This is a genomic window from Aeromonas genomosp. paramedia, from assembly GCF_023093515.1.
GTDB lineage: Bacteria > Pseudomonadota > Gammaproteobacteria > Enterobacterales > Aeromonadaceae > Aeromonas.
The window spans coordinates 1-20,514 of the sequence record NZ_JAAROG010000008.1 but is presented as its reverse complement, the minus strand read 5'-3'; the positions used below and the strand labels follow the sequence as shown (position 1 = coordinate 20,514).

The window sequence follows — 20,514 nt, the reverse complement described above, 5'->3', positions numbered from 1 at the left end:
GGCCCCGTTGCCGAGCCTAGCGGGGCGCTATGGGCAGCCAGTACTCCATGGAGGCATCGGGCTGCTGGCCGTCAAAGCCCGGGGCATAGCGCTCCAGCTCGAAGCCATCCAGCCCGCGATAGCCGGAGGAGGGCAGCCAGTGCAGGATGAACCAGTTGAGGCTCTGCCCCAGCTGGTTGATGGGGCCCAGGTGGCCCAGCACCGCATACTCCTGGGAGGGAACCCGAAGGCGCGCCAGCCCGGGGCCGGGCTCACTCCCCTCCTCTGCCGCCACCCCGGCCCAGTAAGGCAGCCGCTCCCCCGCCCCCGAGACGTCCACCACCCCCAGCAGCTCGCTGGACGACAGGCGCCCTCCCGCCTCGCGCCAGGCACCCCAGATGGCGGGCACCGTCTGCTGAAAGTCCGGCGCCTTCGCAAAGAGGCCCCGGATCTCCCCCCTGACGCCGTGCAGGGTGAACCCCGGCCGGCTCTCCACCCGCACCTGCACCAGCCTGGGAGGGCTGGCCAGGGGCATGGGGGCCCGCACCAGGGGGGTGCGCAGCCCCAGCCGCAGGCCCCGCTTGCGATAGGCCAGGGGGGAGCAGCCAAAGTGCTGCTTGAAGGCCCGGCTGAAGCTGACTTCCGAGCCAAAACCGTGGTTCAGTGCCAGATCCAGCACCCGCTGGCGGCTCGAGAGCAGCGCCTCCGCCGCCAGGCTCAACTTCAGCTCGCGCACATAGTGGGCCACCGTCTGGCCGGTCTCGTGCAGGAAGACCCGCTGCAACTGCCAGCGCGACCAGCAGCTCTGCTCGGCCAGTTGCTCCAGCGACAGGGGCTGATCCAGGTGGGTGTGAATGTAGTCGAGCACCCGCTCGATGCGGGTGAAATGGGGGCGCGTCTGTGGCGCCGGGTCTGGGAAAGCGGGGAAGCTTGTCATGCTGTGGTCGGGCTCTGTGCCGGCGAAGGGGCGCATTCGCCCAAGTGGCCACATTAAACATGGCCGCCGTGCCGGGGGCAAGCCTTGTGCGGCCCGGCTCCCGCTCGCAAGCACCTTGCCCCCAGACGTTCCCCTGTCACAAAAATGACGCCTTTCCCTGCCACATTGTTTGCAGACAAGGTTGTCAATTGCCCCAGGGGCACCATTCAACTCGTGACATGCAGGGAGAGCCAAGATGAAGAAGATTGCCTTGATCACCGGAGCCCGTGGCGGCATAGGGTCCGCCATCACCACCGCCTTGCTGGCCCAGGGGTATCGCATCATCGCCACCCACTCCAGCGTCAATGCCGCCGCTGCACGGGAGTGGTACCAGGAGCAGGGGTATCTGCCGGATCGGGTGCGGCTGCTGGCGCTGGATGTGGCCGACACCGCCATGTGCCGCGAGACCCTGGGCCGCCTGCTGCAGGAGGAGGGCCGGGTGGACGTGCTGGTCAACAACGCCGGCATCACCCGGGATGGGGCCTTCAAGCGGATGGCGCCGGATCAGTGGTTCGAGGTGATCCACACCAACCTGTGCAGCCTCTACAACGTGACCCAGCCGCTGTTCGATGCCATGTGCGAGCAACGCGATGCCCGCATCATCAACATCTCCTCGGTCAACGGCCAGAAGGGGCAGTTCGGTCAGGTCAACTACTCGGCGGCCAAGGCGGGCATGCTGGGCTTCACCAAGGCGCTTGCGGCGGAGGGGGCCCGCTTCGGGGTCACGGTCAACGCCATCGCCCCCGGCTACACCGCCACCCCCATGGTGGCGGCGATCCGCACCGACATCCTCGACAGCATCAAGGCCGACATTCCCATGCGCCGCCTCGCCAAACCGGAGGAGATAGCCGCCGCCGTGGCCTTCCTCGCCAGCGAAGCAGGGGCCTATATCACGGGGGAGACCCTGGCCATCAACGGCGGCCTCTATATGAAGTAGCGCCGGGATAATGGCAATAGACAGAGGGCAGCCAACGGGCTGCCCTCTGCTGTTGGTCGGCGCTACAAGGGGCGCGCCGCCCCCCCGGGTTCGGCGAAATGGCTGCGCAGGGCAGTGATCACCCGGCGCACCTTCTCCGGGATCTCCCGCTGGGGGGTGATGGCGTGGATCTCCATGGGCGGCACCCGAAAGCCTGGCAGCAAGGCGAGCAGGCGGCCCTGAGCGAGATCCTCAGCAACTTCCCCCTCGGGTTGCAGGGAGATCCCCTGCCCCGCCAGGGCAAACTGGCGCAGGGGCAGCACGTTGTTGCATTGCACCCTGGGTTTGCACCTCACCCTGTGCTCGCCCCCCCGCTCGTCAAGGAGCAGCAAGCCGCTCCCCAGCATGTCGCCGCAGAGCCAGTCGTGCGCGGCCAGATCGGCCGGGGTGCGCGGCGTCCCCTTGCGCGCCAGGTAGGCGGGGGCGGCGCACAGCAGCATCCGGGTCTGGCCCAGCTTGCGGGCCACCAGGGTGGAGTCCGGCAGGGAGCCGACCCGCAGCGCCACGTCGATGCGCTCGGCAATGAGATCCCGCTTCTCGTCGTCGGCGATGATCTGGATGCACAGGCCCGGATGGGCCTGCAACAGGGGCGACAAGGCCAGCGCCAGCGGCTGGCCCGCCATCCCCACGGGGGCGGTGATCCGCACCTCCCCGAGCAGGCTGTCGCGCACTTCCGAGAGGCGCAGCTCGGTCTGGTTGAGGGTCTGTTGCAGGGACTGGCACCCCTGCCACACCACCTCCCCCGCCTCCGTCAGGCTGAGGCGACGGGTGGAGCGATGGAGCAGAGGCAGGCCGAGCAGGCTCTCCAGCTGGCCGATGTGCTGGCTGACGGCGGAGGGGGTCATGCCGAGGGCCTTGGCGGCCCCCGTCATGGTGCCCGCCTCCACCACGGCGGCGAAGATGGCGTAGCGTCTGAGCTGATTCATTATTAAATCCAGCTTACAAGTGAATGCAATTTACAGAGGATTATTAAATCACATCCGGGGGCGTAGGATAGCCTCATTTCCACAGTGAAGGAGAGATATCCATGAAAATTGCCCTGATCGGTGCCAGCGGTTTTGTCGGTTCAGCCATCCTCAATGAGGCCGTCAGCCGTGGCCACAGCGTCACCGCCATCGTCCGTGACGTGAGCAAGCTGACCCCCCACCCGCAGGTCACCGCCGTGGCGGTGGATGCCCAGGACCCGCAGGCGCTGGCCGAGGTGCTCAAGGGGCACGATAGGGTGATCAGCGCCTACAACCCGGGCTGGAGTGCCCCGGACATCTACGACCAGTACCTCAAGGGGGCCAAGGCCATCGTCGAGGCAGCCAACGCCGCCCACGGCTGGCTGCTGGTGGTCGGCGGTGCCGGCAGCCTTGAGATAGCCCCCGGCGTGCAGCTGGTGGATACCCCGGACTTCCCGGCCGAGTGGAAGCAAGGCGCCCTGGCGGCCCGCGACGGTCTCACGGCCCTTCGCCGCGAAACCACCCTCGACTGGCGCTTCGTCTCCCCGCCGGTGTTCCTCGAACCCGGCGAGAAGCGCGGCGGCTATCGTCTCGGGGGGGATCAGGTGCTCTTTGACGGCGACAAGCCTGCCGGGATCACAGTCGGGGATCTGGCGGATGCCGTGATCAACGAAGCGGAACAACCGGCCCACCTGCGCCAGCGCTTCACCCTGGGTTACTGAAGAGAGTGATCTAGGCGCGCTGGGCGGGCGCTCACCCTCTAACCTCTGCGCCACACTACCCAAGGGGGGGGCTGATGCCTCCCCTTTGTTCATTCGCCTCCCATGGGCACAGCACCTTCCCTGGCCCCAGGCAGATTCATGGGCAAGGCGATCGGCTGGGTCGCATTTTCTCCGTGCAATCGACAAATTCCCCCAAAGGGATCGAATCCTATTTCGACTTTTGTATATAACTAAGAATATTTTGTTGCTTCCACCTTATAACTCCGAACAGTAGCATCCCCTTAAACCCAAACGGTGCCATCGTGAGCCACGGACCCAAGTCCTGCCCCTCGCCACACCGCCGTCTTTGTCGCGGATCCTCGGGACTGCACCCGACATCCGACACCTGAGGAGATGCACATGGAACATTCATCACTGCCCATCATCGACTTTGCCGCGATCACTGGTGCCCCCGAGGAGCGCCGCCAGATGCTGGCCAAGCTTGGCCGGGCGGCCCGCGACATCGGCTTCTTCTATCTGACAGGCCATGGTCTGAGCGAAGCGCAGCAACGGGAAACCCTGGCGCTGGCGGCCCGCTTCTTCGCCCTGCCCCTGCAGGAGAAGCTGGCGGTGCAGATGGTGCACTCCCCCCACTTTCGTGGCTACAACCTGGTGGGGGCCGAGCTCACCCGGGCGCGGCCGGACCGGCGAGAGCAGTTCGATATCATGAACGAGGAGCAGGCCCTCCCTTCGGTGCAGATCCGTGAACCCTGGCAGCGGCTCACAGGCCCCAACCAGTGGCCCGCTGCCCTGCGCGGGATGAAGACACAACTGCTGGCGTGGCAGGCGCGGCTGAGCGACATCACCCTCACCCTGCTCGCCGCCTTTGCCGAGGTGCTGGAGCAACCGGCCGGGGTGTTCGATGAGAGCATCCAGGGTGCCCCCTATCAGCACATGAAGCTCATTCACTACCCGGGACGGGAGACGGGGGGCAGCGGCCAGGGGGTCGGCGCCCACAAGGATCCCGGCTACCTGACCCTGGTGATGCAGGACGAGCACTCCGGCCTCGAGGTGGAGACGACCGACGGCTGGATCTCGGCGCCGCCCCTGCCCGGCGCCCTGGTGGTCAATATCGGCGAGCTGCTGGAGCTGGCCTCCAACGGCTACCTCAAGGCCACCCTGCACCGGGTGCAGAGCCCGCCGCCCGGGGTATCACGCCTCTCCTGCGCCTTCTTCATGGCGGCGAGACTTGATGCCACAGTGCCGCTGCTCACCCTCTCCCCCGAACTGGCGGCGCAGGCGCAAGGGCCAGAGAGCGACCCGACCAACCCCCTCTTCTATCAGGTGGGGGAGAACGTGCTCAAGGGGAGGCTGCGCTCCCACCCGGATGTGGCGGCGCGCCACTATGCTCTGCAACACAGGGGAGCGCAGGAGCCGATACCGGCCTGATGCCATCAAGAGGGGGGCGACAGACCGCCATCCCGACCACAGGAGAGGGGCGCCAGTGTGGCCCCGTCCACCGATTTTCACACCAGAACAACAACGCCATAGCCTGGCGACCACGGAGCAAGACGATGAAATTCAAGACCATGAGCGTGCACAGCGGCCAGCGGATCGATCCCCAGACCGGCGCCCTCACCACCCCGCTCTACCAGAGCAGCACCTTCAGCTACGTCAATGCCCAGGCGGGCAAGGAGCGCTTCGCAGGCCAGGCCCCGGGCTTTATCTACAGCCGCTTCGGCAACCCCACCACCGCCGAGCTGGAGCTGAAACTGGCGGCCCTCGAGGGCGCCGACGAGGCGCTGGTGGTGGCGAGCGGCATGGCGGCGGTGAGCGCCATCCTCTATGCCCTGGCCAGCAGCGGGGATGAAGTGGCCTACGTCGGCCCCCTCTACGGCGGCACCGAGGCGTTCTTGAAACAGACCTTCAGCCGGGCCGGCATCACCATCACGGGTTACGACAGCGATCAGGATCTGCTGGCCAACATCAGCCCCGCCACCAGGGTGATCCTGTTCGAGACCCTGACCAACCCCACCCTCAAGGTGGTGGATCCCCGGGTGGTGGTGGAAGCCGCCCGCAAGGTGGGCGCCATCAGCGTGTGTGACAACACCTTCCTCACCCCCTACCTGCTGCGTCCGCTGGAGCTCGGCATCGACGTGGTAATGCACAGCGGCACCAAGTACCTGGGCGGTCACGGCGACATCATCGCCGGGGTGGTGGCAGGCTCCCACGCGCTGATGAAGTCGATCCGCACCGTGGCCCTCAAGCACATCGGCTCCCCCATAGGGCCGCAGGAGGCCTACCTGTTGCAGCGCGGGGTCAAGACCCTGCCCCTGCGCATGGATGCCCACCTGCACAATGCCCAGAAGGTGGCCGACTTCCTCGCCGCCCACCCGGCGGTGAAGAAGGTGATCTACCCGGGCCTTGCCAGCCACCCGGGCCACGACGCCCTCGGCGCCTTCGCCAGCGGCTTTGGCGGCATGGTAAGTATTGAACTTGAAGGTGGCTTTGCCCGCTGCGCCACCCTGCTCGACAACCTGCAACTGTTCGTGCAGGCGGTGAGCCTGGGGGATCTCGAGAGCCTGGCCTGCCACCCGGCCAGCACCACCCACGCCGCCATGGACGAGGCGAGCCGTCTCGCCGCCGGGGTCAACGACGATCTCATCCGCTTCAGCATCGGGGTGGAAGACGCCGACGATCTCATCGCCGATCTGGCGGCGGCGCTGGCCCTGATCTGACCCTAAGCCGCCATGCACGACCGGCGCCACGGGCAATAAAAAAGGGAAGGCCAGGCCTTCCCTTTCTCTCATCCATTCCCGGGTGCGGGAAGGGGCCTAACTCAGGAGTCGTGATAATCCTGGCAGGCGCTCAGGGTGTTCTCCATCAGGCTGGCCACCGTCATGGGCCCCACGCCACCGGGCACAGGGGTGATGAAGGCGGCGTGATTGCGCGCCGTTTCAAACTCCACATCCCCCACCAGGGAGCCGTCGGCCAGGCGGTTGATCCCCACGTCGATCACCAGAGCCCCCGGCTTGACCCACTCCCCCGGAATGAAGTTCGGCTTGCCCACCGCCACCACCAGCAGATCGGCACGGCGCACCTGGGCCTCCAGATCCTGGGTGAAGCGGTGACAGGTGGTGGTGGTGCAACCCGCCAGCAGCAGCTCCAGCGTCATCGGGCGACCGACGATGTTGGAGGCACCGACCACTACCGCATGCAGACCGTGGGTCTTGACGCCGGTCGCCTCGATCAGGGTCATGATCCCCTTGGGGGTGCAGGGACGCAGCGCCGGGATGCGCTGGGCCAGACGGCCCACGTTGTAGGGGTGGAAACCATCCACGTCCTTGTCGGGACGAATGCGCTCCAGCACCTGGGTGGTGTCGCAATGAGCCGGCAGGGGCAACTGCACCAGGATGCCGTCCACCTCCGCATCCTCATTGAGCCGGTCGATCAGGGCCAGCAACTCTTCCTGGGTCGCATTGGCGCTGAGATCATAGGAGCGGGAGACAAACCCCACCTCTTCACAGGCACGACGCTTGCTGCCCACATAGACCTGGGACGCCGGATCCAGCCCCACCAGGATCACCGCCAGACCCGGTGCCCGCTTGCCCAGAGCCAACCGCTGTTGGACTTGTTCGGCGACCTGATTGCGAATCGTTTGCGCAACCTGTTTTCCATCAATGATTTTGGCAGACATCGTTCTTCACTCACCATGTGTTCAACTGCCGCGCATTGTCGCATTTTTTTGGCGCGGGTGTTAGCGGCTCTCGCCTGGCGGGCAATAAGTAGGCATTTGAATTTACTGGCGGAAAAAGTCGTTGACGCTGACTTTGACGCTTGGGTATGATGCCCGCCCGTTGCCCAGTCGTACCGCCCCCGGTATGCTGGACGATGAGATTTCGGTGATTAGCGCAGCCCGGTAGCGCATCTGGTTTGGGACCAGAGGGTCAAAGGTTCGAATCCTTTATCACCGACCAGGTTCATCGGGAAGTCCTTCGGATTTCTTGATACAACGCGCCCTTAGCTCAGTCGGATAGAGCAACGGCCTTCTAAGCCGTGGGTCGCAGGTTCGAATCCTGCAGGGCGCGCCATTGATGTGATTCTTCCCTCGAAGAGCGACATCGAAGGCAGATTTCAGTGGTGGCTGTAGCTCAGTTGGTAGAGTCCCGGATTGTGATTCCGGTTGTCGTGGGTTCGAGCCCCATCAGCCACCCCATTATTAGCTGTTCGCGCTGAATCAAGCCGACAGAGGCAAGCACGACTTGCCATGAACCGGGCATCTGATGCCCTCATCTAAACCGGCCCTGCGCCGGTTTTTTTGTGCCTGCGCCCCAGCCTCGCCGCCAGTCCCGAGCGCTCCGCTCCCTCTTTATGCTCTTTGCTCCCCTCCCCCTTGCTCTCTCACGCTTGTCCCTTTGCTGGTCGGTCAATGTCACCGCCTGGTACTGCCCCTCGCCAGGCCGGATCACAGCCATGATCGGAGCCATCACGGCCCCGATGTATCCCTGCTTCCCATGACGCAGCGCAAGCTTCCATGCCGATGACCGTGATATGGATAAAAACCGGCAAATGCCTTGTCTGCTTCCCTCATAAGGGCGAGCAACCACTTGCGCCCAGGCAGCGCACCACAGGTTGCCGCCGCGCCTGATGCGAGGGGAAGACGGGCAGAACGTAAATAGATTGTTAAACTAGATGGTCGTGATTCATCTTTTCGTAATCCATTCACTGCACAATAACGCAATATATTGAAAAAAAAGGAGTAATTGAAAGCTAGCCGCACAACAACAGACAGATCCCCTGCCATGACCCCACACAGCGCAGTGGAAATCTTCCCATACTAAGTGTCAGCAATGTAGATGCCCTCCAAGGAGAGACTGAGATGAGTGAAGAAAGCAAATGCCCCTTCAACCACACCGCCGGCGTCGGCAGAACCAACCGTGATTGGTGGCCGAATCAGTTGCGGCTGGATCTGCTGCACCAGCATTCCCCCAGCTCCGATCCCATGGACAACGATTTCAACTATGCCGAGGCATTCAACAGCCTCGACTACAAGGCACTCAAGAAAGACCTGGTCAAGCTGATGACCGACTCCCAGGAGTGGTGGCCGGCGGACTTCGGCCACTATGGTCCCCAGTTCATCCGCATGACCTGGCACGCCGCAGGCACCTATCGCATCACAGATGGCCGTGGCGGCGGTGGCCGCGGCCAGCAACGCTTCGCTCCCCTCAACAGCTGGCCCGACAATGTCAACATCGACAAGTCCCGCCGCCTGCTCTGGCCCATCAAGCAGAAGTACGGCAACAAGATCTCCTGGGCCGATCTGCTGATCCTCGCCGGCAACGTCGCGCTGGAGACCATGGGCTTTAGAACCTTCGGATTTGGCGGCGGCCGCCCGGATGTGTGGGAGCCGGATCAGGATGTCAACTGGGGTGACGAGATCGCCTGGCTCGGGGTCGACCCCGACCGGGTCAAGGGCGACCGCGAGCTCGCGGCCCCCTTTGGCGCCACCCACATGGGCCTCATCTACGTCAACCCCGAAGGCCCCAATGCCAGCGGTGACTACATGGAGGCGGCCAAGGACATCCGCTCCACCTTCGGCCGCATGGCCATGAATGACGAAGAGACAGTCGCCCTCATTGCCGGTGGCCACACCTTCGGCAAGGCCCACGGCGCCGCCCCCGAATCCCACAAGGGGCCCGAGCCGGAAGCCGCCCCCCTGGAAGCCCAGGGCCTAGGCTGGATGAGCGACTACGGCAGCGGCCACGGCAAGGATACCGTCTCGAGCGGCCTCGAGGTGACCTGGACCAAGACCCCGGCCCTGTGGAGCAACAACTTCTTCGAGAACCTGTTCAACTTCGAGTGGGAGCTGACCAAGTCGCCGGCAGGCGCCAAGCAGTGGGTGGCCAAGGATGCGCCGGAGATCATTCCCGATGCGCATATCCCGGGCAAGTTCCACAAGCCGACCATGCTGACCACCGACCTGACCCTGCGCTTTGACCCCGAGTTTGGCAAGATCTCCCGCCACTTCTATGAGGATCCCCAGGCCTTCGCCGATGCCTTTGCCCGCGCCTGGTACAAGCTGACCCACAGGGACATGGGCCCCATCGCACGCTATCTGGGGCCGGAAGTGCCCAAGGAAGAGCTGATCTGGCAGGACCCCATCCCCGCCGTCAATCACCCCCTGATCGATGACAAGGACGTGGCCGCCCTCAAGGAGAAGATCCTGGCGACCTCCCTGACCGTCGCCGAGCTGGCATCCACCGCCTGGGCCTCGGCAGCCACCTTCCGCGGCTCTGACAAGCGCGGCGGTGCCAACGGTGCCCGCATCCGCCTGGCTCCGCAAAAGGATTGGGCAGTCAACCAACCGGCACAGCTGGCCAAGGTGCTCAAGACCCTCGAAGGCATCCAGCAGGCCTTCAACGCCTCGGCCACCGGCGGCAAACGGGTATCCTTCGCCGATCTCATCGTGCTGGCCGGCGGCGTCGGTGTCGAACAGGCGGCCAAGCTGGCGGGGGTCACAGTGACTGTGCCCTTCACGCCGGGTCGCATGGATGCCTCCCAGGCCCAGACCGATGTGGACTCCTTTGCCGTGCTCGAGCCTCTCGCCGACGGGTTCCGCAACTACGGGGGCGAGTGCGCCGCCTTCGCGGAGACCATGCTGATCGACAAGGCGCAGTTGCTCACCCTGAGTGCCCCCGAAATGACGGTACTGGTGGGCGGCATGCGGGTGCTCGGCACCAACGCCGGCAACTGCCACGGGGTCTTTACCTCTGCCCCCGGCACCCTCTCCAACGACTTCTTCGTCAACCTGCTCGACATGGGCACGGAGTGGAAACCGGCAGCAGGAGCCAAGGGCATCTACGAGGGGAGTGATCGCAAGACAGGCAAGGTGAAGTGGACCGGCACCCGCGTCGATCTGGTGTTCGGCTCGAACTCCCAGTTGCGGGCCCTGGCCGAGGTCTATGCCAGTGCGGACGGGAAGGAGAAGTTCGTGAAGGACTTCGTGGCGGCCTGGACCAAGGTGATGAACCTGGATCGCTTCGATCTCGCCTGACCCGCACTCTCTGCATGCCACCGGGCCTGTATCAAGGGACATGCATGAGAGATGACCGGGCACCACAAGACAAAAACCCGACCATAAGGTCGGGTTTTTATATTGGCGGCGGGTCTGGATTGACCCGGACTGCCCTGCCCCTTGTCGAACCAGGGTTCAAACCGAGCGCCATCACCGGATAAAGTAAAAGGGCCTGTCGCAAGACAGGCCCTTTTACTTTATCCGGCGGTGAGGGAGGGATGATTCGCCACTGCGTGGCTCACCCCTTAGGGGCGGCCTCTGGCCGTTCATCGCAGCAAGCCGCTCTGCTCGAACCCGGCGAGGCTTCTCACCCTCCCTCTATGCACATCAGGGAACACGGTAGCCCAGATGCAAAAAACCGACCCTGAGGTCGGTTTTTTATAATTTGGCGGTGAGGGAGGGATTCGAACCCTCACTTTTGTATATCACAGCACAAATATAACCTTTACATTCAATGACTTACGCCGTTATCGACGACGATAAAAACAGTGTGATTGACTCAAACTATTGCCATGAGTTCTTTACATCTTTTATAAAGAAAAATTATTAAATGTCAAGAACATACACATGCTTTCTGACTATCGGAATATTGTTGTCGTTTCCTCTGAATGACGAATCGATTCAAGTCCTCGCGAACTCCTACTTTGCGGTAACGCCGCGTGAAGGTGAAGGGGTGAATGCCGCATAAACCAAGTTTCCGCAGAGCACTTTCACCACCAAAAAACACCGCATACTAAAAATGCCACGCGGCATGAATCGCTCTGGAACGCCATGTTAGGTGCGTTCCGATTAATCCAATTTTGGATACTTGTGCAACACTTCGATAGTTCCTATTTGAGTAGGATCACAAGTATACTCTGACTCTCCAAGCCAGTCTGCGCTATGGCTGTTGGGAGCGCTTAAAATTGCCTCAGATGAAACATAAGCACTCAATAAAACACCACCAGATTCAGCAGAATTTAGACCACGAGCAAACATTTCTGCTACCTGTTTTTTCGGGGTCCAGCAAAAGCCGATTAAGCCTTGGTCATAAAGAAATAGACATTCGCCACGATAAAGCTGAAGGTCACTACCATCATATTTTGGCAATATGAGCTTTAACCAATTGAGTATCAATTTATCATCGCTAACATTTCGGCGAATATGCCCACCATTTACAATCCAAAGCATATGCATACTATCGATGTCAAAAGAAAATTGCTCAATATTTTCAACTGCATATTTTATTGCTGACACCCACATTTTACTCGAAACATCGCATACATATTCTCCACTCATGATAGTGGAGGCTAACTCTTGATAATTGATACTGAACTCCTTAATTACCAAAAAGCATCTAACGTTTGAATAAGGGGGGGCTTTAGCCCGTCCCAGTGAGCGCAGCGAACGATTTCAACCAGTTGTTATATTCTATTTCCAATCTTTAATGATTCGGTCCTTAAAGATTGCCGTTGAGGAGCCCTTGTGTAGATACTCAATTACGCCGACCAGCTCTTTTGAAAAATCAATATTTACGGGGTTGATGATTGGTTTTTGAATGAAAAAATCAACCTCATAAGAAAGCATTTTAAGTCTTAGTCCATTATTAATGAGATACGCTTCTTTAAAAGTCTCTGAGTGGGTTAAGTCGCCGTACTCTCCATTCGCTTCCGAAACCAATCTAGACGCTAAGTCATATAGTGAGTAAGTTTCTTTTTTTACAACGTCTTCAATGAAGATTTCATTATTCATGCCTGACAAAATCAATTGGGAGCTTGTGTTTATATTTGTATTTTCATTTGCCCAGCCCCCGTCTATTCGAGGCCGAAAATTGGTTATTCTTGGGCAGGGTAGAATCTGCATTTCAATGTTAACTTCTCTAATCAGTGGGTTTCCGTCCTTGTCTTCCCAGTCATCATCACGTTGCTTGCGGACAATTAGAAGGTCCATTCGGTTGGCCTTTGCCTTTGCCTCTGCGCCACTTTGGTAGCCTGTCTTGGTGGCGAATACTGGCTTTAAGTCTGGTATGTCGCGTATTTTCCCAATAAGAGCATCAATTTTTTCAATTGAAACGCGTGAAGCGTAATCTTTGCATTCAATTACTGTTTTGTATGTTACGCCAGCTAGTTCGTACTCCCAGTACAGATCAAATTCGCGCTCAATCCCGAAGTTATCGAGTATTTTCTTATTTATCTCGATTTCGATGTTCTTTTGTTCGGAGAATTTCTCTGAGTCCAAAAGTGCTTGCTGAAGGCTTTTAACGAATTGTTCGTAATCTTTTCCATCAGACATTCGTGATATCTCTGTGAATATAAACTTTACTTGTGGGGTTGCGAAGCAATTCCACACCAATTTTTGTTAAACTTCGATTACTGATTGTTGGGATTGTAGAATACATCTGATTTAGCAGCAGGTATTTTGAAATTTTCAAAACCTATTTCCTGACCCTTTTCTTTGCAAGTTAGATAAATTGGGTGGCGTTTATTTTCACCTATCGTCTCTACACATATATCTATATTTTTACCACTTGCATGATATTCGTAGTATAGAGGCATGTTGTCAGGCTTGTTAATTGGGTTGAATGTAAACAAAAGGTTTGTTCTATTAATTGTGTTTTTATTGGGTTTTACTTTCCCGTAATGGAAGTGATATCCAAAATTGTGGTTTTCAATATCAACTCCATTTTTAGTGTTAGGTATTTTTAGTAAATATTGAAGATTCATGATCTTTTTAGGTGGGACTAAAATAGACTGTTTTTCAAGCAAAATTACATCTGAATAAATAGGCGTTGCGCTAATGGTTTCATAAAAAGTTGGATAGATGTCACCAATATCAACGTTGTCATTAAATTCAAGGCTCAGTTCTTGATTGCTTACTAATCTTTCCGCGTGTGATTCTAGTTTAAGGATTAGATTAATATAATCATCATTGTCAAATAACTCATGTTGAAAGTAATATAAATCCCTATCAAGTAGTATATTGTGGTTGAGTGTGCGAATGGCTTGATATGCTGCTTTTATAAAACGATGAGTGTTATTAGATATGGTATTCATAATTCTTACCGTAGAAGATTAACGTTTCAATTAGGCGGACGAAAAAAACGCCGCTTTTTGATGCGTCCACTGGAATGATTGGTTATTCCAGCACAACACCTTCTAACTCTACGAACCAGAAGCCTCCATGCTGTATCCAAGAAAAAATATATTGGCGATTCAAGGAGATCTTGATAGGTATCTTGGTGCTGCCAACCTGTGTAGTTAGCACCACAGGACCAGCCATATTTCCGTTGGAAATATCATAGTCCCAGCACTTACTTTCTTTCTTCTTGGGATTAACGAAGCCTTCTCGATCGTTCATGACAAGAGCAATCCCCCTGTCTGCCTTTTTCTCTTCACAGTACCGTTCGAGGATGTGCAGGTCGTCGTAGACATCTTTCATGAAAATGTCAGTGGCCCCGCGATTGCCTCCGGACGCAGCTTTGGTTCGGTAGCACTTAACCTCAATGGCTATTCGGTGAGTTGTTTGGCCTTTTAGTCCAACCACCAAGAGGTCAATTTCTCTTGATTTCCCCTCAACAGTCACGCCAGTTTCCAATTCGACATGACTGCTCTCGTCAGCCTCCACTGTTACTAGTGGCAGTGTTTGGCTGAGTATATTGGCGTAGTGCAGTTGCATGGAAGCTTCCTTGTTGACGCCAATGAGTCCTGCGCCAACTTTCCGTGAAAATACGTCCCATGCAAATGATATTGCAGCTCTTAGCCTTTCTTCAAAATTTCCGCTCAGCAAATCCATTGATGACCTCATGAGAAATGACTCTTTAATAACTGGCGCATAGGTTGGCGTTGTTTTTGCGTCTTTTTATTTCGCAAAACGATGACAGCCGTTATGCGTCCAGTTGATTAACCTGTTATCTCTGGCTGTATCTACGTGAGTACTTAATAAGATCGTAGGCACATACTATTTTTATGAACTGACTTTTTTCTCCTGTGGAGAAATCATCATATGCATGTTTTTTAAGTATATTTTCAAGATCGTTTAAATCAACCTTTTCTGGAGGGACAAAAACTGCCATCCTCAAAAATAAGTTGAAGTCTACGGCGTTATATAACTCTTCTATCCCCTCTTGTACCTGAGGAATGTTTTTTGAACGCTGTTCCTCATACCCACTAGGTCTCAGTTTTTCCACACCATGTTCTATTCGGGTTATTACTGAATCACATAGTCCGTCAATGGTTATTTCACCACTCTCGGTTATTAGCCCTGCACCGTTTAAATACTTATATATTGGATATGTTTACCTGACCTTTTATTAGATTCGGAAAGGCGTTAATAAGAATAGACGTATCGTCATAACCTCCGCTATCAAAAATAACATCCCTGACGATGTCTTCTCGAGTTACACCAATAATCCCTTGCTTAGCGATTTCCTCTGATTTCTTGATCTTGCTAATAGCTCCATAACCGACCACGAATTCTGGTTGCCCCTCAGCCCCATCTAAATCGTCAACATCTTTCACATAAAGTTTACCTTTAGGGTCGTTAGTCACCACGAGTTCGTATAGCTCATCCTTAATCTGTCGAAATATGTGTGCAGGGATTCGTCGTTTTACTTCTGAAAGAACTTCAAATATTTCCATGTACGAGCTTGCTTTAATGAGTTTAACTGGAAGTGTTTTTAGTATAATTGACTCAGTTAATACCGGCTCGTCGGCATCCGCAGACCACTCAACGAAAATAATATTTTCTTTTAATGCGTCCATCTTGCTTTCTGGGAAACACTCGACAATTTCCTCTAGGATTTCCAATATATGGGGGTCAGTTAATGAGTACCCTAAAAATATTATTGGATGCTCGATAAATATCGTTAGTAATTTTGATGATAAGTAAGGGTTCTTTTTACGAAAAAGTTCATAGTCTTGAGATGTTAATATAAGACTATTTGGCTCACTTGCACATCCGTGAATTTTGTATATTTCAGCAATTCCATGATTTCTACTAGAAAATAGCCCGTCTTGTCCCACAAAAACGGAGAACTCGCTAAAAATTGATTCTAGGAATAGATCCCAGTTCGTAGTAATGATACCATCAATTTTACTTGATGCTAAAAGCTCAATTTCTGCTTGATATTCTTCCAGTGTATTTTTATGAATATCTTTTAAATAGTCAGATATTTCAATCTTTAGTGGTGAGTCCTTCTTCAGCAAGTGCTCAGTGTAGCGTTCTTCTTTATCCCCTTTAATATCACTATCCCACCATTTATCACTATAAGATTGAGCTAGTATGCTGGCGATCTTCATTAGATCACCATCTGCTTGAGATCTGATTTTTGTGTAATTTCCACCAATCAATCCACAAAATCGCTTCAACAGTTCTTCCCAGTTTTCTGCACCAAGGTATCGCCTGGACATACCCGAACCAACGAAAAGGAATGGAGAGGCTGAAAATTTCTTAAAATGATCGGTGAGACTTTTCTTAAAAGTCATGAATCGTCCTTTTTTGTGATTCGAGATTTGGCATAACGCTGGAGTGAAGCTGCCCGCGTCAGCGGGTCCACTTGAATGACTTGTTATGCATTTTTACGCTGATGGAGAGAACGCATTAAGGATATAGAACAAAATGACAATTAACGAAATGATCATAAGATTTTTTAAGGCATCTCGCGTTATATCCCCTTCAACATAGGTGCTTATAGAAAGCACTGACAATGGAATAAACAAACTAACCCCGGTAAATCCAAATATAAAAAAAACAAAGACTCTCAGCTTTATAGACTGCTTTTCTAGCTTAAGAAATTTAAAAAAACGTGCAAATTCAACATTTTTTGATTTTGCATATGCACCGGCGCAGACAAACGACAAAGCCCAAAAGTCAACTAGAGTATCTGGAATAGCAACACCGAACAGTTCCGCTGGAAAGGAAAATACCGTATGCGCTAATCGACGATAGTAGTCAATGAAACTGGTAGCTATTGCCCCTATCCCTATACTAAACACCCGTTGAACAAAACTGATCAAGCTCATCGACGCAATAATCCAGCCGAGAACAGCATATACATCACGCCCAACTCTATTCGAATCGAAATTTTGCATAATTTAGTTCACTGATGCATAACAATTTATCATATGAAATGTTTCCGTATAGAAACATGTGGTTATTCTACATATCATAACTATTTTCTTGTAGTTTATCCATCTTATTATCAATTATTTCAATGTGTTATATCAAGGTTTTCCACATTGTCTGTAGGATAAAGGGGAACGTTTCCTCTATAACTACCCTAGGGCTCCACTAGTATATAAATACTGTTAATCTAAGGGGGATTATGATGCGTAAGCTTGGTTCACCTTTTCTTGTCAGTATCTGTATGAGCTGATGCTCACTGAGCGTTATGCCATGGCCACCATCAACCCCCATCTATATTGGATTGCATTCTTCATCCACAGCCAGCAGTAGCGTCACCCACTGAGCCTCGGAGACGCTGAGGTACAGCAATTCCTTACGTTCCTGGTCTGTGATCGACATGTCGCAGCAAAAACCCAGGCTCAGGCAGTCAATGCAATGCTCTCGTTTTTCTTTATAAATCTGGCTTATTACGCCCTCGCTATCGATGGCATGCCAACATAGCAGCAAGCCTCCCAGCAGCCTTCTCTAGGGAAGGTGCGAACAAGTCCCTGATATGAGATCATGTTTGTCATCTGGAGCCATGAAAAAGGGTTCATCATGGAGTTGTTTCCCAAATCGATGCAGCTTGAATGGAACTAACTGAGGACTTGGTGATCTGATCACCACCATCCTTTTCAAGTCTGTATCATGGGCACGTCGCTTCACTCCATCACCAACTGGCTTAAATACAACAAGTCTTTGATTAATCGTGGTTCACTCACCTTCTGGGTTGATGCCGATCTGGCCATCTGTTGCTCCTGGTGTGAACTGCCTTGTTGCGATAGGGAGAACGTGCAGGCTGCACCGTTTGACGGGACGGGTGGCAGCATTTGAGTCATGTTGTCGCAGCGTACCCAGAGCCAAGGCAAGGCGCAATCGGTGAATGCGTGATGGGCGCAGATAGGGGGCAGGTTAAGGCGGACATGCTGTCTGGGATTGCCACCTCGGCGCAGCAGTGCGCCAGCAGCTGGTCGCCCGTCATGGGGCGCCCGAGCAGATACCCCTGTAGGGTGTCGCAACCGAGCAGGGTCAGCAGGGCGCGCTGTTCCTCGGTTTCTACCCCTTCGGCCACGATGCGCATCTCTAGGGCTTGGCCCAGGGCGATGATGGCATCGATGATGGTGGCATCGCCCCCCTGTGGCGCCAGCGTGGTGACGAAGCCCCTGTCTATCTTGAGCTCGTTGGCGGGAAAGCGCTTGAGGTAGAGCAGGCTGGAGTAGCCGGTGCCGAAGTCGTCGATGGAGATGCCAAGCCCGAGCTCGGCCAGGCGGTTGAGGATGGCCAGGCTCTCCTCGGCGTTCTCCATGGCGGTGGTTTCGGTGATTTCCAGAGTCAGGTGACGGGCCTCCAGCCGATGGCGGGCGAGGGCGGATTCCACCTCTTCCAGCAGGCCGGGGCTGGCCAGCTGTATGGTGGAGAGATTGACGGCCACGCTCCAGTCCGGGTGTCCCGCGTCACGCCAGCGACTCATCTGGCGGCACGCCTCATCGATGACCCAGTTGCCGATGGGGATGATGAGTCGGCTCTTCTCCGCCAGGGGCAGGAAGCGGGCCGGCGAGATGGCCCCCTGCTGCGGGTGTTGCCAGCGCAGCAGGGCCTCGGCACCGACCACCTCGCCGCTACGGGCAGCGTATTTGGGCTGGTAGTGCAGGGCGAGCTCCCCCCGCTCCAGGGCGTGTTGCAGCTCCTGTTGCAGCAGGAACTGCTGGTGGGCGTTGGCGTTCATGGGGCTGTCAAAGTAGTTGTAGTGGTTGCGCCCCCGCTCCTTGGCGTAGTACATGGCGGCGTCGGCGTTGAGGGTCAGCTCGTGCAGGCTGGTGCCGTCCTGGGGATAGACCGCAATGCCGATGCTGGCGGTGATGTGCAGGCTGTGGTGTTCACACTGATAGGGCTGTGCCAGCGTGGCCAGCAGACGCTCGGCGAAGGCTGTGGTCTGGCCGATGTCCCCCGGCGCCAGGGCCAGTACGAACTCATCCCCCCCGAAGCGCGAGGCGGTATCATTGGGGCCAAGCAGAGCAGTGATCCGCTCCGCCACTTGGACCAGCAGCAGATCCCCGGTGTGGTGGCCGTGGGCATCGTTGATGATCTTGAAGCCGTCGAGATCGAGAAACAGCAGGGAGAAGCTGCGCTTGCTGTGCTGACACTCCTGAATGCGCTGCTCCAGGCTGTCGGCGAACAGCAACCGGTTGGGCAGCCGGGTCAGGCTGTCGTGCAACGCCAGTTTCAGCAGCTCGTTGTGGGCCTGCTGGAGGGAGGTCGAAAGGCGCGCTGCGTGGGCATCCAGCATGGAGAGCACCAGGGCGATGGCGAATACCGCCAGGGTCACGATGATGACCACGGTCGCCAGCCACTGGGTATCGAGCCCGGTGTAGAGGGCACCGCACAGACTCCTCTTCGGAAACTGGGCCGCCGCCATGCCGGTGTAGTGCATGCCAATGATGGCGCAGCCCATGACGAGGGAGGCGCAAGCCTTGCGGAAGAAGGCGCGCGGGCTGCTGTTGCGCAGCCTGAACGCAATCCAGAGGGCGGCCCCCGAGGCGAGCACGGCGATGAGGATGGAGAGGACGAAGAGCCCCCTCTGGTAGTGAATGCCGGGCATTATCTTCATGGCCGCCATGCCAATGTAGTGCATGGTGGCGATCCCGGCACCCATCAGCACGGCCCCGAACAGGATCTGGTGCCAGGGGAGCTGGGGGCGGCTCACCAGCCAGAGGGCGAAGGCCGACGAGCCGATGGCCGCGACCAGGGAGAGACCGGTGAGGGGGAGATCGTAGCCGAGCGCGATGGGCAGGTTGAAGGCGAGCATGCCGATGAAGTGCATGGACCAGATACCGAACCCCATGGCAAAGGCCCCCCCCGTGAGCCAGAGGGCGGCGCCCCATCCCTGGCTTTGGCTCACCCGGCTCGTCATGTTCAGCGCCGTGTAGGAGGCGAGCACCGCCAGCAGGATGGAGAAGAACACTAGGTCGTTGCTGTAATAACTGTCGAGCATGGGGTGGGTCGCGGTCACTTGATTCACTCTGGGATGGATAACGGCCTGAGCCATGGCCTGGCTGGAGAGAAAAATCGGGCTGAGGATTGTACACAAGAGGTGTCACAAACTGTACAGAGATACGCACCAAAATGAGCCCAGGATCAGAGTAAAAACACTGAATTTACCCCTTGATGGCAATTTCCTCCGCCCCTTGTCCGAAGGCGGGTTCCAAATTTTCCCGCGTGAAAAGCAGGGGTAAAGATGAATGTGAAGTTCCCGCTCAGTGACACTCGCTAGCCCACTGCCAGCTTGGCGACCTCTTTCCACATGAAGGAAGGCATTGGTGTCATCAGGCGTCATTTAATGTTCAAAAATGATACGCGAAGGGCGTTGTTCCCAAATCGATGCAGCGTGAATGGAACTAACTGAGGACGCAGTGATCTGATCACTACCATTCCCTTCAATTCTGCATCATGGGCGCGTCGCTTCACTCCATCACTAACTGGCCTCAATACAACAAATCTTTGATTAAGCGTGGCTCGCTCACCTTCTGGGTTGATGCCGAGGTCATGAACAACTGGTTCCACCACGACCATCACGGACGACGGTGCCGCAGCCAGCTCTACACCGACCAGACCATCTCAACCTTCCTGATGCTCAAGGGGATTTTTAACCTCACGCTTCGCGCAACTCAGGGGCTACTCGACTCCTTGTTCGAGTTGATGAATGTGCCGCTGTGCGCACCGGA

18 protein-coding genes, 4 tRNA genes, 1 other RNA gene and 1 pseudogene are annotated in these 20,514 nt (G+C 56.2%); 11 read left to right on the top strand and 13 right to left on the bottom strand.

Annotation, left to right across the window (positions count from 1 at the left end):
- Positions 1–16: 16 nt before the first annotated feature.
- A complete protein-coding gene (locus HB860_RS05415) occupies positions 17–997 on the bottom strand; it encodes a helix-turn-helix domain-containing protein (RefSeq protein ID WP_432612670.1) in 981 nt (326 codons plus the stop codon).
- 154 nt (positions 998–1,151) lie between these two features.
- Here HB860_RS05415 and HB860_RS05410 point away from each other — a divergent pair, with 154 nt between their 5' ends.
- The gene (locus HB860_RS05410; protein ID WP_247625973.1) at positions 1,152–1,892 is read left to right on the top strand and encodes an SDR family oxidoreductase; all 741 of its coding nucleotides are present in this window, start codon (positions 1,152–1,154) and stop codon (positions 1,890–1,892) included.
- Positions 1,893–1,954: 62 nt separating this feature from the next.
- On the opposite strand, the gene HB860_RS05405 is transcribed toward HB860_RS05410, so the two are convergent.
- Positions 1,955–2,857, bottom strand: coding sequence for a LysR family transcriptional regulator (locus HB860_RS05405; protein ID WP_247625972.1), 903 nt, complete (start codon positions 2,855–2,857; stop codon positions 1,955–1,957).
- Positions 2,858–2,958: 101 nt separating this feature from the next.
- Here HB860_RS05405 and HB860_RS05400 point away from each other — a divergent pair, with 101 nt between their 5' ends.
- From HB860_RS05400 to HB860_RS05390, 3 genes are all read left to right on the top strand, one after another.
- Positions 2,959–3,597, top strand: coding sequence for an NAD(P)-dependent oxidoreductase (locus tag HB860_RS05400; protein WP_247625971.1), 639 nt, complete (start codon positions 2,959–2,961; stop codon positions 3,595–3,597).
- Between the two features lie 399 nt (positions 3,598–3,996).
- Positions 3,997–5,025 (top strand): isopenicillin N synthase family dioxygenase, encoded by a 1,029-nt coding sequence (locus tag HB860_RS05395; RefSeq protein WP_247625970.1) that lies wholly within the window; start codon positions 3,997–3,999, stop codon positions 5,023–5,025.
- A 125-nt stretch (positions 5,026–5,150) separates the two neighbouring features.
- Positions 5,151–6,314, top strand: a complete 1,164-nt coding sequence (locus HB860_RS05390) for a trans-sulfuration enzyme family protein (protein WP_205641877.1) — start codon at positions 5,151–5,153, stop codon at positions 6,312–6,314.
- 101 nt (positions 6,315–6,415) lie between these two features.
- Here the strand turns inward: HB860_RS05390 and folD are convergent, their stop codons facing one another.
- A complete protein-coding gene (folD, locus tag HB860_RS05385; protein WP_247625969.1) occupies positions 6,416–7,273 on the bottom strand; it encodes a bifunctional methylenetetrahydrofolate dehydrogenase/methenyltetrahydrofolate cyclohydrolase FolD in 858 nt (285 codons plus the stop codon).
- Between the two features lie 203 nt (positions 7,274–7,476).
- Here folD and HB860_RS05380 point away from each other — a divergent pair.
- From HB860_RS05380 to katG, 4 genes are all read left to right on the top strand, one after another.
- Positions 7,477–7,553: transfer RNA gene (locus HB860_RS05380), tRNA-Pro, on the top strand.
- 37 nt (positions 7,554–7,590) lie between these two features.
- Positions 7,591–7,667 (top strand) — tRNA-Arg (locus tag HB860_RS05375).
- 49 nt (positions 7,668–7,716) lie between these two features.
- A tRNA-His gene (locus HB860_RS05370) sits at positions 7,717–7,792 on the top strand.
- A gap of 663 nt (positions 7,793–8,455) precedes the next feature.
- Positions 8,456–10,630: a catalase/peroxidase HPI gene (gene katG / locus HB860_RS05365; protein WP_247625968.1), complete on the top strand. Its 2,175-nt coding sequence runs from the start codon at positions 8,456–8,458 to the stop codon at positions 10,628–10,630.
- Positions 10,631–10,853: 223 nt separating this feature from the next.
- On the opposite strand, the gene HB860_RS05360 is transcribed toward katG, so the two are convergent.
- The 9 genes from HB860_RS05360 to HB860_RS05320 form a co-directional block, all read right to left on the bottom strand.
- Positions 10,854–10,982: non-coding RNA, RtT sRNA (locus HB860_RS05360), on the bottom strand.
- A 55-nt stretch (positions 10,983–11,037) separates the two neighbouring features.
- Positions 11,038–11,103: transfer RNA gene (locus tag HB860_RS05355), tRNA-OTHER, on the bottom strand.
- 337 nt (positions 11,104–11,440) lie between these two features.
- Positions 11,441–11,980 (bottom strand): hypothetical protein, encoded by a 540-nt coding sequence (locus HB860_RS05350; protein ID WP_202864963.1) that lies wholly within the window; start codon positions 11,978–11,980, stop codon positions 11,441–11,443.
- Between the two features lie 81 nt (positions 11,981–12,061).
- Complete coding sequence (locus HB860_RS05345) at positions 12,062–12,922, bottom strand: restriction endonuclease (protein ID WP_125600390.1); 861 nt, start codon at positions 12,920–12,922, stop codon at positions 12,062–12,064.
- Positions 12,923–12,999: 77 nt separating this feature from the next.
- Complete coding sequence (locus HB860_RS05340; RefSeq protein WP_247625967.1) at positions 13,000–13,683, bottom strand: hypothetical protein; 684 nt, start codon at positions 13,681–13,683, stop codon at positions 13,000–13,002.
- A gap of 82 nt (positions 13,684–13,765) precedes the next feature.
- Positions 13,766–14,422 (bottom strand): hypothetical protein, encoded by a 657-nt coding sequence (locus tag HB860_RS05335; RefSeq protein WP_042022720.1) that lies wholly within the window; start codon positions 14,420–14,422, stop codon positions 13,766–13,768.
- 115 nt (positions 14,423–14,537) lie between these two features.
- Entirely contained in the window at positions 14,538–14,816 is a 279-nt protein-coding gene (locus HB860_RS05330; protein WP_247625966.1) for a hypothetical protein, read from the bottom strand.
- A 91-nt stretch (positions 14,817–14,907) separates the two neighbouring features.
- Positions 14,908–16,113 (bottom strand): SIR2 family protein, encoded by a 1,206-nt coding sequence (locus tag HB860_RS05325; RefSeq protein ID WP_247625965.1) that lies wholly within the window; start codon positions 16,111–16,113, stop codon positions 14,908–14,910.
- Between the two features lie 93 nt (positions 16,114–16,206).
- Complete coding sequence (locus HB860_RS05320; protein WP_125600384.1) at positions 16,207–16,719, bottom strand: hypothetical protein; 513 nt, start codon at positions 16,717–16,719, stop codon at positions 16,207–16,209.
- Positions 16,720–17,092: 373 nt separating this feature from the next.
- Here HB860_RS05320 and HB860_RS22350 point away from each other — a divergent pair, with 373 nt between their 5' ends.
- Both HB860_RS22350 and HB860_RS05315 read left to right on the top strand, forming a co-directional pair.
- On the top strand, positions 17,093–17,254 hold the full coding sequence (locus tag HB860_RS22350; protein WP_125600556.1) for a phage integrase N-terminal SAM-like domain-containing protein: 162 nt from the start codon (positions 17,093–17,095) through the stop codon (positions 17,252–17,254).
- Between the two features lie 186 nt (positions 17,255–17,440).
- A pseudogene (locus HB860_RS05315) lies at positions 17,441–17,533 on the top strand (IS5/IS1182 family transposase); the annotation flags it as partial.
- A 94-nt stretch (positions 17,534–17,627) separates the two neighbouring features.
- On the opposite strand, the gene HB860_RS05310 reads toward HB860_RS05315, so the two are convergent.
- Positions 17,628–19,784 carry a putative bifunctional diguanylate cyclase/phosphodiesterase gene (locus HB860_RS05310; RefSeq protein ID WP_247625964.1) on the bottom strand — a complete coding sequence of 719 codons (2,157 nt, stop codon included), beginning with the start codon at positions 19,782–19,784 and terminating at the stop codon, positions 17,628–17,630.
- Between the two features lie 455 nt (positions 19,785–20,239).
- Here HB860_RS05310 and HB860_RS05305 point away from each other — a divergent pair.
- Positions 20,240–20,514: transposase (locus HB860_RS05305; RefSeq protein WP_247625963.1), on the top strand; the 275-nt coding region annotated here is incomplete at its 3' end.

Excerpts from the sequence above, each read along its gene's own strand:
- HB860_RS05410 (WP_247625973.1), top strand. The coding sequence starts at position 1,152 with ATGAAGAAGATTGCCTTGATCACCGGAGCCCGTGGCGGCATAGGGTCC.
- HB860_RS05405 (WP_247625972.1), bottom strand. The coding sequence starts at position 2,857 with ATGAATCAGCTCAGACGCTACGCCATCTTCGCCGCCGTGGTGGAGGCG.
- HB860_RS05400 (WP_247625971.1), top strand. The coding sequence starts at position 2,959 with ATGAAAATTGCCCTGATCGGTGCCAGCGGTTTTGTCGGTTCAGCCATC.
- HB860_RS05395 (WP_247625970.1), top strand. The coding sequence starts at position 3,997 with ATGGAACATTCATCACTGCCCATCATCGACTTTGCCGCGATCACTGGT.
- HB860_RS05390 (WP_205641877.1), top strand. The coding sequence starts at position 5,151 with ATGAAATTCAAGACCATGAGCGTGCACAGCGGCCAGCGGATCGATCCC.
- folD (WP_247625969.1), bottom strand. The coding sequence starts at position 7,273 with ATGTCTGCCAAAATCATTGATGGAAAACAGGTTGCGCAAACGATTCGC.
- katG (WP_247625968.1), top strand. The coding sequence starts at position 8,456 with ATGAGTGAAGAAAGCAAATGCCCCTTCAACCACACCGCCGGCGTCGGC.
- HB860_RS05345 (WP_125600390.1), bottom strand. The coding sequence starts at position 12,922 with ATGTCTGATGGAAAAGATTACGAACAATTCGTTAAAAGCCTTCAGCAA.
- HB860_RS05340 (WP_247625967.1), bottom strand. The coding sequence starts at position 13,683 with ATGAATACCATATCTAATAACACTCATCGTTTTATAAAAGCAGCATAT.
- HB860_RS05335 (WP_042022720.1), bottom strand. The coding sequence starts at position 14,422 with ATGGATTTGCTGAGCGGAAATTTTGAAGAAAGGCTAAGAGCTGCAATA.
- HB860_RS05325 (WP_247625965.1), bottom strand. The coding sequence starts at position 16,113 with ATGACTTTTAAGAAAAGTCTCACCGATCATTTTAAGAAATTTTCAGCC.
- HB860_RS05320 (WP_125600384.1), bottom strand. The coding sequence starts at position 16,719 with ATGCAAAATTTCGATTCGAATAGAGTTGGGCGTGATGTATATGCTGTT.
- HB860_RS05310 (WP_247625964.1), bottom strand. The coding sequence starts at position 19,784 with ATGCTCGACAGTTATTACAGCAACGACCTAGTGTTCTTCTCCATCCTG.